The 13974-nt window shown below is 46.7% G+C and carries 15 protein-coding genes and 2 riboswitches; all 15 genes read right to left on the reverse strand.

All coding sequences use genetic code 11. The annotated features are described in order from the left end of the window. Positions 1-361 precede the first annotated feature (361 nt). Positions 362-625, reverse strand: coding sequence for a hypothetical protein (locus H532_RS0103345; protein ID WP_027724310.1), 264 nt, complete (start codon positions 623-625; stop codon positions 362-364). A gap of 15 nt (positions 626-640) precedes the next feature. Further along, the gene (locus H532_RS0103350) at positions 641-883 is read right to left on the reverse strand and encodes a spore germination protein (RefSeq protein WP_027724311.1); all 243 of its coding nucleotides are present in this window, start codon (positions 881-883) and stop codon (positions 641-643) included. Between the two features lie 12 nt (positions 884-895). Then, on the reverse strand, positions 896-1141 hold the full coding sequence (locus tag H532_RS0103355) for a spore germination protein (RefSeq protein ID WP_027724312.1): 246 nt from the start codon (positions 1139-1141) through the stop codon (positions 896-898). Between the two features lie 340 nt (positions 1142-1481). After that, positions 1482-2009, reverse strand: coding sequence for an energy coupling factor transporter S component ThiW (gene thiW, locus H532_RS0103360; RefSeq protein ID WP_155994957.1), 528 nt, complete (start codon positions 2007-2009; stop codon positions 1482-1484). A gap of 81 nt (positions 2010-2090) precedes the next feature. Further along, a riboswitch (TPP riboswitch) is annotated at positions 2091-2204 on the reverse strand. Between the two features lie 117 nt (positions 2205-2321). Beyond that, entirely contained in the window at positions 2322-3083 is a 762-nt protein-coding gene (locus tag H532_RS0103365; RefSeq protein WP_051263108.1) for a C39 family peptidase, read from the reverse strand. A 24-nt stretch (positions 3084-3107) separates the two neighbouring features. Beyond that, positions 3108-4337, reverse strand: a complete 1230-nt coding sequence (locus tag H532_RS0103370; protein WP_027724315.1) for an aminopeptidase — start codon at positions 4335-4337, stop codon at positions 3108-3110. Between the two features lie 349 nt (positions 4338-4686). Further along, the gene (locus H532_RS0103375) at positions 4687-5916 is read right to left on the reverse strand and encodes an aminopeptidase (RefSeq protein WP_027724316.1); all 1230 of its coding nucleotides are present in this window, start codon (positions 5914-5916) and stop codon (positions 4687-4689) included. Between the two features lie 169 nt (positions 5917-6085). Continuing rightward, positions 6086-6847, reverse strand: a complete 762-nt coding sequence (locus H532_RS0103380; protein WP_027724317.1) for a 3-oxoacyl-ACP reductase — start codon at positions 6845-6847, stop codon at positions 6086-6088. Positions 6848-6857: 10 nt separating this feature from the next. After that, on the reverse strand, positions 6858-8312 hold the full coding sequence (locus H532_RS0103385) for an acyl-CoA reductase (protein ID WP_027724318.1): 1455 nt from the start codon (positions 8310-8312) through the stop codon (positions 6858-6860). Between the two features lie 15 nt (positions 8313-8327). Next, complete coding sequence (locus H532_RS0103390; protein ID WP_027724319.1) at positions 8328-9434, reverse strand: LuxE/PaaK family acyltransferase; 1107 nt, start codon at positions 9432-9434, stop codon at positions 8328-8330. Then, positions 9431-10753, reverse strand: a complete 1323-nt coding sequence (locus H532_RS0103395; protein WP_245566397.1) for a uracil-xanthine permease family protein — start codon at positions 10751-10753, stop codon at positions 9431-9433. The genes H532_RS0103390 and H532_RS0103395 overlap by 4 nt, the downstream gene beginning before the upstream one ends. A 260-nt stretch (positions 10754-11013) precedes the next feature. Beyond that, the gene (gene thiE, locus H532_RS0103400; protein ID WP_027724321.1) at positions 11014-11676 is read right to left on the reverse strand and encodes a thiamine phosphate synthase; all 663 of its coding nucleotides are present in this window, start codon (positions 11674-11676) and stop codon (positions 11014-11016) included. Then, positions 11645-12475, reverse strand: coding sequence for a bifunctional hydroxymethylpyrimidine kinase/phosphomethylpyrimidine kinase (thiD, locus tag H532_RS0103405; protein WP_027724322.1), 831 nt, complete (start codon positions 12473-12475; stop codon positions 11645-11647). The genes thiE and thiD overlap by 32 nt, the downstream gene beginning before the upstream one ends. A gap of 19 nt (positions 12476-12494) precedes the next feature. Further along, a complete protein-coding gene (gene thiM, locus H532_RS0103410; protein WP_038111417.1) occupies positions 12495-13304 on the reverse strand; it encodes a hydroxyethylthiazole kinase in 810 nt (269 codons plus the stop codon). Between the two features lie 131 nt (positions 13305-13435). Next, positions 13436-13546: riboswitch (TPP riboswitch) on the reverse strand. An 87-nt stretch (positions 13547-13633) separates the two neighbouring features. Further along, positions 13634-13849: a hypothetical protein gene (locus H532_RS0103415; protein WP_027724324.1), complete on the reverse strand. Its 216-nt coding sequence runs from the start codon at positions 13847-13849 to the stop codon at positions 13634-13636. Positions 13850-13974: the final 125 nt, after the last annotated feature.

Raw genomic sequence — 13974 nt, forward strand, 5'->3', positions numbered from 1 at the left:
GTCGCGTTTTTCCAGTTAATTCAAGCTAAAAACCATTTCAAAAAATTTTTCTGCCCAAAATGGCAGATAGAGCCGCGCTAAAGGCCATTTTGGTTTGCTTCCTGCTCCAAAACGGCTTTTAGGATACAGATAATGGCAAAACAGCCCTCGAATCGGCTGTGTTTTTCCAATAAATTCAAGCTAAACACCATTTCAGAAAATTTCTCATCCCAAAATGGCAGATAGAGCCGTGCTAAATGCTATTTTAGATCGCTTCCTGCTCCAAAACTGCTTTTTTAATACAGATATTGGTAAATACCGTGAATTCGCAACATTTTTCCAATAAATTCAAAGTAAAAGCTATTCCATAAAAAATTTTCTACTAGGTTCCTCGTTCGTCGTCTTTTTTTCTACCAACGTATATATTGTCACTGTTGTCAAACTCACTTTGTTCGATTAAAGCTGTATCTTTCAAGATGTTATCAAGTTTGGATGCGATGGAGCCTTCATCGCCGATCGCGGTGACATTCCCGTGACTTTGCTCCTCAACAGAATGACTGTTATGATAACCGTTACCGATGACAATCGAAGAATTATTCGTCATGTTATTAACTTTAAAGTGAAAAATATTGACGGTAACCGACATCGCTTCACCCCATTGTTAAAACTGTCCGGCCATCGGTGCCGACGGGTTTGCCACTTGACCTTGATCGCTGATATCGGGATCAAAATTCCCATTTGCCTGTGCAGAAAATGATGGTGAGAGGTCTCCAAAAGCGTAGTTTGAGCCGACGAATTTATTGTTTGATGTATGGCTGTTTTGAATAATCGCCCCTGTATCAACACTTCCGTTGGCATTGATCACATTCGTCTTGATGTTAAAGATATTTATGACAAACGGCACGGTCTCAACTCCTTAAAACATGCCTCCTTGATAGACACGGTCGCTGTTTGCTACCAAACTTTGATCCAAACCATCTCTGTCATCCACATAATTACAAAAAACCCCATGTATTGGTGAAAAATCGCCAACCGAAATATTGTTTCCGAACAGCTTGATTTGAGTGGAGTGGCTATTTATAAGAGCCGGGCCAATAGTAATTGAGGCGTTGTGGCTGATTTGATTGGTTTTGATAAAATGAACATTTATGACATGCGGCATATCTCCCAACTCCCGCCTCGGATTTAAGAAACCTGGTCATTCGCCTATGAGTTATCATATTCTTACGGTTTCCGGATGTGACTTCATTTCCACGAGGGTTGGCTTTTTAAAAACAGTTTTAAAAAAGAATGGACTAGCCACGTAAGTCAGCTATCATTTTCGAAAAGTCATCGAGAATGTCGAGCTTACGTCCCCTTCGTTGCCAATAAGCCAGCTTGACGGGCTTTCTCGATGAATGCCATAAAAAAATCTCCTGCTGTTCATCCTATTCATGTGTGATAAGGGTAAGTGCATCCAATCACCTACCCTGAAACTCACAAAGTATGGGACAACCTTTCCATCATCCTTGAAAATCACTTGTTTTTCGTTCATCCAATGACGCATTTGGGCGAAAGCGGCGGAACCTCAATGACTTAAGGAAAATGTAAGCGATCAAACTCCCCACCATGGTGCTGAGAGAAAATGGGAGAATAAAATAAAATGCAGCGATCTCCATGCCATAAAGAAGTTTGGCGATCGGATAAGAAACAAGGGCACCAATGATACCCGTTCCGAACACTTCCCCAATGGCCGCCCAACCGCTTTTTCGCGTTTTCAAAAACAGTAAACCGGCAAGACCCGCGCCAATCATGCTACCCGGAAAGGCCAAAAGGCTTCCGGTCCCTAACATATTTCTTAAAAGGGAAATAAGAAAAGCGCACGCGATGCTGTAATAAGGACCGAGCAAGACGGAAGCTACAACATTGATAAAATGCTGCACAGGAAAAATTTTCGAAGGGCCGAGCGGTATGTACAATAATTGGCCGGTGGCAGTACCTATCGCAATAAAAAGCGATGCTAAAGTCAGTTTTTGCACGTTTTTCAACACAAATCTCCTCCTCTGCACGGGAAAGACGCGAGAGGCATCTAAAAAAGCGCAAATCCAGAATAGGATAAGCGCTTCATTTCAGATCGTTACAAGCGACTTCCCTACGCTGGTATCACCCAGATCAGGTTCTAAGGGTCCGGGACATCTTAGGGTCCCTGTCTCAGCCGGCCTCACCCGGCTCCCCCAGTGCTCATTATTTTAAATTGTTTTATATTCAATGTTCTTCCCAATTACGTAGAATGCAGGACAAACGAAAGTCATAACCAAAATTAGTTTGCGTTCACCAAAAGGCAGGCTATTGGGTCAATCGCATCAGTTATAAGAGATAGCTTGACTCCCCATTTGTTTCCAGGCTTCAATGAAATCTTCTTTGTTGACCTTTTTGTTTTTGGTGCCGGTTAACGGGTCATTTAAATAAACAGACGTCTTGTCATATCCCGTTACGAGCACGGAATGTTCGTGCATGGTAACTTTGATTTTTCCGTTTGGTGTCTCCCATGTTTCGAACTGCTCAGGACCCAGTTTACGAAAGGTGGTGTTTGTGATAACCCAAACCGGATGCGACGCAGCCAGCTGTTTTTCGATCGTCTGCCAATCGCTACCCGTCAGATCAATAATTCGTGAACCGAGATATTCCTTCGCCAAATCCGCCACCGGACCGTGGTAAACCGCATAGCCTGGGTCACCGTGATACATATTGCCAACATAGGCGGTATTCGGATCCCCATGAATGCCATTTTCCTCAAAAGGAACCTTTTTCATTTTCTCTGCCAGCGTTAATTTATCGACATCGATGCCCGCATCTTGAAGCATCATGGCAAGGCTCGTCACTTCACAACCATTCGGCAGTTCGGGAAGTTGGTTAATCAGCGGGACATCCAAAATCACTTGATCCGGTAGAGGCTTAACCTTCTTCTTATTGGAAGACGTACCCTTTTCATTCTCTTTCTCATCGGACATTTTCTTTTCAATTTTATGTGCTTTTTCTTTTTTGGCCGTCTCTTTCGTCGGCTCACAAGCAAAAAGCACGGAAAAAATCAATAATAGCGTCATAAAATAAGCGATGAGTTTCATCATACACTCCAATAGATGGGCGGTTTAGATCACCCAAAGGCCGCCCCGTAAAAGCGGTTCGACATCACCATTTTCGGTAATGCCGTCGACGTCCAATTGGTCCGAGCCGACCATAAAATCAACATGGACGAGGCTTTTATTCATCCCGCGCTTTTCTAAATCTTCCGAAGTAAGCGATGCACCGTCTTTGAAACACGGATAGGCCTGGCCAATGGCTAAATGGCAGGAAGCATTTTCATCGTATAACGCATTATAGAAAAGGAGCCCTGATTGGGAAACCGGTGAGTCATGTGGCACAAGCGCCACTTCCCCTAAGTAACGCGCCCCTTCATCGATTTCGATAAGTTTTTTCAAAGTTTCATAGCCAGCTTCTGCCTTAAAGTCAATGATTTTGCCATCTTTAAAAGTAAAAGAGAAATTTTCGATCAAGTTACCATTATAATTAAGCGGTTTCGTCGCTGAAACTGTTCCGTTAACCCCAGTTTTCACCGGTAAAGTAAAGATTTCTTCGGTTGGTATATTGGCCATAAAATCAATGCCCTTTTCGTTCTTACCTCCGCCGCCAACCCATGCATGGCCCTCAGGGAGCTCAATCGTGAGATCCGTCCCAGGCGCTTTATAATGGAGTTTTTTATACGCTTTGCGATTCATATAGGCAACTTTTTCGGCAAGGGCTTCTTGATGTTTTTGCCACGCGGCAACAGGGTCTTCTTGGTCGGCCCGTGTCAAAAAGAAAATTTGCTCCCAAAGCTTTTCAACCGCCTGTTCAGGGGCAAGATTGGGAAACACTTTTTTCGCCCATTTTTCAGACGGCACCGAAATAACCGTCCAACTCACCCGATCGGACATTGTATATTGGCGGTACGTTTCCAGAGCCTTAGCGGCTACTTTTTGTTGAACAGCGATGCGCTCAGGGTCAACATCTTTCAGTAAGTCCAAACTTGGTACTAAAAAACTCATAAAAGCGGCGCCTTGTTCTGCCAACTTTGTCATGCCGTCCGCTTCCCATTGCGGAAATTCTTTAAACGATTCATCCGGGGCGTATGTATATCTGGTCAAAGTGAGGTCATCGTCACCCCAACGGAAATACACGTTTTTCGCCCCAGCGAGGTATGCCTTTTTCGTGACACGGCGAACAAAATCCGCAGCAGAGATTGGCGCAGTGATCATGAGATCTTGGCCTTCTTGAATATTCACACCGATTTTGACAACCACATCGGCATAGCGATCCAGTAATTCTTCAAAATGAGCCATCTTCATCCCTTCTTTCCTATTATTATTTTTGAGTATACCAGTTTTTTATGAAAGATAGGTAGATTTTACCCCTTCACTCTAGGTTTTGATAATCTTAGAGCTTTTATTTATAGAACTCATATGGGAGGGCAGTAAAAAGATGTCCGCCCTCAGACACCATATTTTTAAGGGGGTGTCTGACATGTTCTATATGGATTCTGTCAAACGCTACGACACCCCCCATCAGCACGGTAATGTTATGCTTTTTCCGATGACCGTAACCTATTACTGGCATACAAGGTTTAAATAAGATACTAACAATTGGCGGATCGGCCCTTTCCCCACATGTTCGGGTTCCGCGAATCGGTTTCTAAAATGCCCACAGCCCTTTTCGAAGCACGGGTTCGCGCTCACCGCTCTCTGTAATGCCGTCAATGTCCAACTCGGCTGAGCCAATCATGAAATCAACATGGGTGATACTTTTATTGACCCCCAGTCGGTCAAGTTCGTCACGCGTCTTCTCCGTACCACCTTCGATGCATTTGGGATAAGCGGCGCCAATCGCCAAGTGGCATGAGGCGTTTTCATCAAATAGCGTGTTGTAAAAAATCAAACCGGATTCAGAAATCGGTGAATTGTGAGGGACTAGCGCGACTTCACCCAAATAATGCGACCCTTCATCCGTTTCAATCAGCCGCTTCAATACTTCCAACCCGCTTTCGGCATGAAAATCGACAATTCTTCCATCTTTAAAAGTCATCGTGATGCCTTCGATCAGTGTCCCGCTGTAATTTAGAGGTTTTGTGCTCGCTACTGTCCCATTGACGCCGGTTTTAAGCGGCAAAGTATACACCTCTTCGGTGGGAATGTTCGGAAAAAACATCGTCCCTTTTTCATTGGGAGCGGCTCCACCTGCCCAAAGATATCCATCCGGAAACTCGATCGTGAGGTCCGTGCCGGGCGCCTTGTAATGGAGTTTTTTATATTTTTTCGTATTTAAATACGTTAATTTTTCATCCAAAGTCTTTTGGTGTTCTTCCCAAGCCTTGACCGGATCTTCACGGTCAGCTCTCGTCATTTTAAAAACGGTCTCCCAAAGCTTGTCTAGTGCTTCTTTCGCATCCAAATCCGGAAACACTTTTTTCGCCCATTTTTCTGTCGGAAAAGCGATGATATTCCAACTCACCTTATCCGCCATGCGATACTCACGGGAACGGTGGAGTGCTTCAGATGTCGTTTTATTATCCAAGGCGATGCGTTCTGGGTCGACGTCCTTCAGCAAGTCAAGCTCGGGCGTTTTTATAATGAGAAAACCCGCTCCGCGTTTGGCGAGCTCTTCCTGCCCTTCAGCCTCCCACGATGGATATTCTCTCAGCGCTTCCTCAGGCGCATATAAGAGCCGTGTCAGCATTAACTCATGGTCATACCAATCGTAATACACTTGCTTGGCACCTGTTTGATAGGCGATTTTGGTGATTTTCCGGACCAAATCGATGGCGGCAATCGGTGCTCTAACCACCAACTCTTGGCCTTCCTGAAGATTAATGCCGGTTTTCACGGCAAGTTCTGCATATTTTTCCAAATTCCTTTCAAATGTCAAAAGTCATCCCTCCGTTTCTTCCTTAATTTTACCACTAAAAAAGTAACACTTGGCAAACACCTCGAAATTTTTTATTTTTTTCGTTTGCGAGAGAGCTAATATCGGAATTCTCGCGCCAATACGATTAAGTCACATACTTTTCCCCTACTGACCATGCTTCAGACCATAGTCAGACGAGCCCGCCGTCTACCCTGATGCACTGGCCTGTTACAAACCGGCCCCAGTCCGATGCTAGAAAAAGGACGACACCCGCAATATCATCGGGTTGGGCGAGGCGTTTCAGCGGTGTCAGCTTGACGATCATTTCCCGGACATCCTCTTGGGTTTCGCGGCTGGAATCGGTCGGATACGTCAACCCAGGTGCGACGGCATTGACCGTAATCCCAAAATGACCGAGATCCCTCGCCAAATTTTTTGTAAAACCCCATAACGCCGCTTTGGCTGTAGTGTAGTCGTGATACGGGACAATGGGTAAATCGATGAGATTCGTCACCATATTGATGATCCGCCCCCGCCCTTTTTCCTTCATAAATGGCAGAACCGCTTGGGTTGCGATGTACGACCCGCGAAGGCTGCCATCCAATTGGGACTGATAATCTTCCCATGATATGCCCCAAGCCGTTTTGCGCGTTTTCGGGTTAAACGTATAATGGCTAAGCGCATTATTTACTAGGCAATCGATTTGGCCGTACTGATCAATGGCTGATTGGACCATTTGTCCAACCTGTGCCTCATCTCTGACATCCGCTTGATAAAGGATGGCTTCACCACCGTGTTCGCGAATCTCTTCGACAACGTCTCGCGCGCGCGCTTCGTTTTTTAAATAGTTGATGATCACACATGCCCCTTCAGCCGCAAAGGCTCGGGCGATCGCAGCCCCGATTCCGCGACTCGCCCCGGTCACTAAAACGACATTCCCTTTTAAATCCATCCCTTTCACCTCATTCCACGTCTGGGTCGTATTGTTCGGCCAGCATCTCCGCCGTTCGCTCGATGTCAACAAAGCGGACGAGGTCAAGTAAATTAAAACGGCCGTCATGATGCCAACCCGGTTTGGCCCGATTCATCTCGCCGATCGCGCAAATCCTATTGAGGCCGCATGTGCCGAGCCGTTCCGATAATGAAAATAACCGCTCCGGACCGACGGCAAGTCCGCAAGATTGGAGATAGCGCCGAAAACGAGTTAGCGTCTCTGCGGCAGTTTCCAAATCATCCACTGCGAAAACATGGATGGTCCGGTTCAACGGGGAACCTGAAAAATCCGCTTTCCGGTGAAAAATGACTGTCCACGCCGTATTCATTTCACTCATGTACACATTCACATCGGCCCCATTTATCGCCGCAAAGACCGCCTGATTTCTCATTTTATGAATGGCCATTGCCTCTTCGTGGGACAATGCGGATCGCGGCCATTTCTTCTCATATCGTTCGAGCTCGCAAGCTAACAGCTGGCTGAAATCTTTCGGAGTGATGACACCTCCACTCTCCACATAGACCATTTGCGGCGCAAGACAGCTTTGCTGATCATAGATCGCGATATCAGCGGCGAGCCGATGCAAGGTATCCTCATAACGGTCAGCGGTCAATGCTTCTTTACCGACCATGGCCAAACTGATTTTATGGCCATAGGATAAAAACCGCTTTTCAATCGGTACCCGATGCCTGTATGCCTCAACCGTTTCATCGGATCCATAAACGATCAGCGCTTCACAAGCTTCCATAGCCTTCGCCTCAAGCTCAACCTCTCCGCCTTTCCACGGCAAAATCACGATGGATTCTGCTAAACGCTCATCGATCTCGGCAAGAGACATCGAAAACAAAACGGGCATTAACGGTTCCGCCAAGGAGGTTTTTCCTAAAGCTGCTGATTTCACCAACAACCCCATAATCAAGCTCCAAACTTGAACACCCGGAACATTCCCGGAAAAGACATGGAAAATCATATGAGGTCCATATGCCCGGCTCATACCACCGGATTTGCGCGGTCGAAAGCCGTCCAACATGCCGGGATGGTCGAATTCTTCATCCAAGAAACGAAGGAGTTCCTTTTTCCGAAAGTTTCTCATATATCGTTTCAACTCGAGGCGGATGATGTCTGAGTGATACCCGGTCAGAATCGGTAAAAGCGCCTCCGCCCATCTCCGCAGCGGATAATCAGGGTCGAGCCATTTTTGAATCGCCCGATCAATTTTTTCAACCACTTCCATCAAAGGCAAATGGGCGAGGTAAACATCCCGCGCGTTTTGGGCTTTTCGTGCTGCGTCCACCACGATTTCAGGAGATAGCACCGGATATTTCAGCGTAAAACTCCCTTGCTCTGTCTCGATGTTTTCTTCATGACATTCAGTGATGGAAACTTCCCTTGGAACTCGGTACATCGATAATACTTCTGACACGCCTGACACATCCCGTCATCCTTGAATGGCGTTTGCCGATAAAAGCTGGTCAACCGCAATGGAACATCCCCGCGCCTCGCTACCTTTGATGCGCCCCAATAATTTGAATCCATTTTCCTTTTCGATGCCTAGGTCTTCGGTTAAAACAGCAAGACAACTGTTCCAATTGGCCAAATCGTAATGGGCGAGCACGCCGATTTCACCCGGTTGAACCGGCGTTAGCGTATTCGGATCTAAGACAACAGTTCTCACCCATGCTGGTCCTTTTTTATCAAAAATCACCGGTCCATCTGAAAATTTAGTGCGAATCGTTTGATCATACATTTGTGAGGATAATTCCGTCATGCCGTACATATTGATGCACATCTCTCTTTTAACACCAAAGATCTCCTCAAATTGTTGATAGAGGGCTTCCATCTCCACTTCTCTAGATTGCCCTTTAAAACCGCCGGTATCGAAAATCCGGCTCCCTTTCGGCAAGGAGAAGCGATCGTCTTTTTCCTGAAGCGCATCCAATAAATGCACATAACTGAAGGTGGCTCCCATAAGTAAAACCGGATCACCCGTTTCTTCGGATTGTCGTAAAGCATTCACAACCCCGTCCACATCAAGGCCGTTCTCAGTAAAAAAAGTCCGGCTGCGTGCCGTGCCAAAATGCGTGACCGCGTTCGTCAAATAGCGCGCAAGTGAAGAAAAGCGATTTTGATCCTCTGTAGGCGATATGACGAGTGTAGTGATGCGCTCGCGGTCCGGCAGAACAAAGTCTTTAAAAGGGCCTTTCATGGATCGATCCCATACCTTTAAAGTCGGATGATAATGGCGCCCGCGCTTTTCCGGATTGGTCGTGCCGCTTGTCATAAATACGGCTTCGCAATCTTCTATCGGTTCACACGAAAGCGTCAAAGCTTTAAAGCCTTGTATCGAAATCGGCGGTATGTCCCGCCAATCGCTGACAGTCAGCGGTGTCTTTTGTTGCGCCTGACAAAATTTTTTATAAGGTAGATTATATTGAAATTGGTAGCGAAACAGCTCAAGGGCAAGCGTCTGAAAATCTTCGTCGCCGAGAGTGTCTGTGAGATGCGCCATAATTTTTTGGATGATGATTTCCGAATCCTTTTTCACGCGATATCCTTCCTTCCAAACCAACCGGGCAGGGCAATCAAGATGACATGGAGGACGATGGCGGTCAATGTACCGACCAAAACGCTATTCGATAAAAAGGTGCCGAGAATGCCTTTATATCCCGAGAAGGCACTCGGTAAGGCAATCGCCATCACCAATGAAAGGCCGCTAATCATTAAATTGGCATCCGTCATTTTCATCTTGCTGAGTATCGAAATACCGGTAAAAATGAGTGAGGCACTAGCAGGCAAAAACAGGCCGCCGACGACCGCATCTGGCGTCAAGGCGAGTATGGCACCCGCTTTCGGTACAAAACCGAGAATGAGAAAAATGATGCCAGCAATGATGACCGGAAACCTGGATGCCACACCAGTTAAGCGAAGCAAGCCGACATTTTGCCCATAAGCAGTTGTCGGAAAACCGCCGATCACGCTAGAAACCATCGATCCGACCGCTTCTCCCGCAAAACCGTTGCGAATCCGCTTGTCACTTAAATCCGCACCTGTCATCTCAGCTCCCGCCTGATACACACCCATTGCTTCGATGATGGCGACAATGTACGCCACAAAGAACATCACGAATGTATCAAAATGAAATTGCAACACACCGTAAGGGAAAAAATGGGGGAGGCCGAACCACGATTTTTCGGCGATTTTACTGAAATCTGTTTGTCCCAAAATCACCGCGAGTACATCCCCGACGATTAAAGCAATGAGAAAAGCAAAAGAACGCCATTTCCCTTTACCTAAGGTCGATAATAAAATGACGATAAGTGCTGTCGGGATTGACATCATGAGCGTGGTTGGCGAAGCAAAACCGGGCATCCCTGGAGATCCACCTAAAAATTCATAAAATGTAAAGCCTGACAAAGCGACCCCGACGATCAGAATCACTGTTCCCGATATCGCTGGTGTAAATAATGATTTCAGCCGGGATATGACGCCTGTTACGGATAAAAGGAAGATGATGATGGCGCTGAATAAAATACCTCCGCCCGCCTGCGCCAATCCGTTGGCTTTTCCAACTGTGATCATTAAGGAATCAAAAGCGGCCGACGGTCCCTGAACAATGGGCAGCCGCACCAACTTCGTCGCTTGAATGAGCGTCACAAGCCCAGCGGCAATAAAAATGGCGTTGACGATATTAGCCGAAAGCGAGAGCGGTAAACCGATCATGGCACCGACAAAAATCGGGTCGAGCCACACATTGGATACAAATACATGTTGAAGCCCATATAAAAAGTTTTGGACGGGCGGGACTTTTTCATCAATTCCGATGAAAATCTCCTCTCTTTTTACGGTTGTTTTGACTTGTTCCATGTGATCCTCCTTCATGCAAGCGCCTTTCATTGTATCGATAGGTCACTGAAAGCCCACAGTAGCGACCTTTATCACTCAAGGGAAAACATCCCGATGAGTTCTCATAAAAATTGCTCATTCGTCATGAGCAGGGAAAAATCACAAGAATACCTTCTTCTTTTAAAGAGGATATTGGCGACCTTTTCCCTCCACTGGCAGGATCCGGGTGATGTGATGGGTCGCAAGCGACAGCCACCCTCACTGCCCGGTTCCCTAATGTTTCAAGTTCGATTTTTCGCATTTTCAACCGCTACTCTTAAGTTCTTTGCCGCTTTGACGGCCGACTCCGCATGACTAATGGCCGAAATGACAGAAACGCCGTCGGCACCGGCGCGGATCACCTCACCAGCGTACGCGCTGTTAATGCCCCCTATTCCGACAATCGGAATATCGAGCCCCAAACGCCTGATCTCACGTATGAGCGAGGTGCCCTGGGGTTTTTTGGCATCATCCTTCGTGGATGTCGGGTAGACCGGGCCACACCCCAAATAATCAGCCCCGTTGGCGATGGCTTCCCGGCATTCATCGATTGTGTAAGCGGAAACGCCGAGCCATTTATGTTTTCCGATGCGTTCCCGAACGATTCTCGCGTTGTCATCCTCTTGCCCGACATGAACACCGTCAGCATCGAGCTCGATCGCCAAATCGACATCGTCATTAACGATGAAAGGAATGTGGTGCGCTTTGCAAATTGCTTGCAAGTCTAAAGCAAGGCGATATTTTTCCGCACCGACAAGCGCTCCCTTTCCTTTTTCACGAAATTGAAAAACGGTAATGCCCCCCTTTATGGCCTCCTCCAACACGTCCCGAGGGTCGCGTTCGGTATTGACGCTTCCCATAATAAAGTAGACTTTAAGATGTTGACGAATGTGATCCATGTGCATCCCCCATTCGTTTTTTTTTATAGGCCCAGTGGTTTGTTGGACCGTGACCGCTTCCAATTCCAAGATCTTCTTCAATGGCGGCATGAATAAAAGTTTCTGCCGTTTGAAAGGCTTCTAGGATGGTATAACCCTTCGCTAGTTCTGCAGTCAGCGCCGCCGAAAAAGTGCAACCCGTCCCATGCGTGTTAGGTGTATGTATCCTTTTGGACACATATGGATGAAAGGTATCACCATCATATAAAAGATCGATGATGTCATCGGATTCACTGTGGCCGCCTTTTATGATGACGTAGTCCGGACCTAAGGCATGGATCCTTTTTGCCGCTTCTTTCCGGTCATCGAAAGTATGAATGTTCATATCCGCCAAAACTTTAGCCTCCGGCAAATTCGGTGTCACGACCGCAGCCAATGGTAAAAGCGCCTCTTTCAGTGCGCCGACGGCATCTTCCTTAAGAAGCGGTGCGCCGCCTTTTGCGATCATAACTGGATCGACGACGAGTTGTTTCCAATCATATTTCTTGATTTGTTCCGCACATGCGCGAATAATGTCCGCACTGAACAACATGCCGGTTTTAACTGCATCCGGCGTGAGATCTTCGCCAATCGAACGGAGCTGCTCATTGACACCGTCGACCGAAACGGGATAGACACCTTGGACGCCCCGCGTGTTTTGCGCCGTCACCGCGGTAATCACCGACATCCCGTAAACCTCAAGTTCTTGAAAGGTTTTTAAATCCGCTTGAATGCCCGCACCGCCACCGCTATCGGATCCAGCAATCGTCAACGCTTTAACCGTCATCTTCGCTACCTCCATCATCTTACCGTTTTTCGATCTTTCCGAGCCGCATCACATCATGCGCGGACACTTTGGAAAGTTGATTTAGAAATTCGATTTGAAAGCTACCCGGCCCCTTTTCACCCGCACGCTCAAAGGCGACTTCACCAGCCACACCATATGCGGTTATAGCTGCTACGGCCGCTTTGACGGGATCTTTCTCGACTGCGGTAAAAGCTGCAACAACGGACGACAATAAGCATCCAGTCCCCGTGACTTTCGTTAACATGGGATGTCCGTTTAGAATTTCATAAGTATGGACGCCATCGGTAACGAGATCGGTCGCACCGGTCATGGCGATCACCGTATCGAGAGTTTTCGCCGCTTTTTCGGCAAGGTGGAGCCGGTCCTGTTTACCGGTATCCCCTGCGCCGTCGACCCCTTTGATCAACCACTGTTCTCCGATGATATTGGCGATTTCAGCGGCATTTCCCCGAATCACGGTCAGTTTGATCTCTTTGGCGATCATTTGGGCGGTTTCGGTTCGATATGGCGTTGCCCCGGCACCGACCGGATCGAAAATCACCGGAACACCGTGCGCATTTGCCGCCTTTCCGGCAAGAAGCATCGCCTCAACGACAGGTTCATCAAGTGTCCCGATGTTTAAAACGAGCGCTCCTGCAATTTTTGCCATATCCGCAACTTCTTTTTTCGAATAAGCCATCACTGGCGAGGCGCCGATGGCATACAAACCGTTTGCCGTAAAATTCGTCACGACGACATTGGTGATATTGTGCACGAGCGGACTTGATTCTCTGACTCTCGCCAACAGTCTTCCTGCTTCTTCTAGCATCACGCATTTCCTCCTTTAAAGTAATAGGTTTTCTTTCGCATTAGCGGAGATTATCATTTTTCTCCTTACGCGCATTGAGGTTCGCCACCGTAGTTATTTCAAAAAAAAACACTTTGCGCAGGGCAAAGTGGCAGAATTTTCCTATATACTCCCTACGCTGGCATTACCCAACAGGTTCAAGCGGTCTATAACGGATTAGTTATACTCTCAGCCTGCTTCCGCAAGCTCCCGCATCATTCAATTGTAATTTTATTGTACCGATTCTCAGTGACGAATGCGAGCATAACGTCTTTTTATTTCAAACCAGAGCAAAATTTCCATATTTCCCCTCATTTTATCTTCCATAATTCAATCACCCATAGGTAGGCGAATTTGACAAAAGCGATCAAACCGATGAGTTGAATCAATCCCCCGATGAATCTAACCAAGTAAACGATAAAATGTCCTTTGAAATGGATAAAGAGTAGTGTATGAAAATACCTTGGGACGATTAAAAAAATGACACTCACTATGATGCCAAGTGATATTTTGATATAGCGTTCCAAAATACTTTCCCCCTTTTTCAATAAGAAATTCGGGATGGACGACTAAAATTCCTTTTAAAAAAAGCCAAAGGAAAACCCGACATACTTTACCGCCGGGTTTCGGGATTTTACCGTCATTTTTTTCA

The sequence above is a fragment of the Tuberibacillus calidus DSM 17572 genome (genome assembly GCF_000430685.1).
In the GTDB taxonomy this organism is placed as follows: Bacteria; Bacillota; Bacilli; order Bacillales; family Sporolactobacillaceae; genus Tuberibacillus; species Tuberibacillus calidus.

Bases quoted from the DNA above. Each gene is read 5' to 3' on its own strand.
- thiM (WP_038111417.1), bottom strand. From the start codon at position 13,304: ATGCTAGAAGAAGCAGGAAGACTGTTGGCGAGAGTCAGAGAATCAAGT.
- H532_RS0103355 (WP_027724312.1), bottom strand. From the start codon at position 1,141: ATGCCGCATGTCATAAATGTTCATTTTATCAAAACCAATCAAATCAGC.
- thiD (WP_027724322.1), bottom strand. From the start codon at position 12,475: ATGACGGTTAAAGCGTTGACGATTGCTGGATCCGATAGCGGTGGCGGT.
- H532_RS0103395 (WP_245566397.1), bottom strand. From the start codon at position 10,753: ATGGAACAAGTCAAAACAACCGTAAAAAGAGAGGAGATTTTCATCGGA.
- H532_RS0103345 (WP_027724310.1), bottom strand. From the start codon at position 625: ATGTCGGTTACCGTCAATATTTTTCACTTTAAAGTTAATAACATGACG.
- thiE (WP_027724321.1), bottom strand. From the start codon at position 11,676: ATGCACATGGATCACATTCGTCAACATCTTAAAGTCTACTTTATTATG.
- H532_RS0103370 (WP_027724315.1), bottom strand. From the start codon at position 4,337: ATGGCTCATTTTGAAGAATTACTGGATCGCTATGCCGATGTGGTTGTC.
- H532_RS0103365 (WP_051263108.1), bottom strand. From the start codon at position 3,083: ATGAAACTCATCGCTTATTTTATGACGCTATTATTGATTTTTTCCGTG.
- H532_RS0103380 (WP_027724317.1), bottom strand. From the start codon at position 6,847: ATGGATTTAAAAGGGAATGTCGTTTTAGTGACCGGGGCGAGTCGCGGA.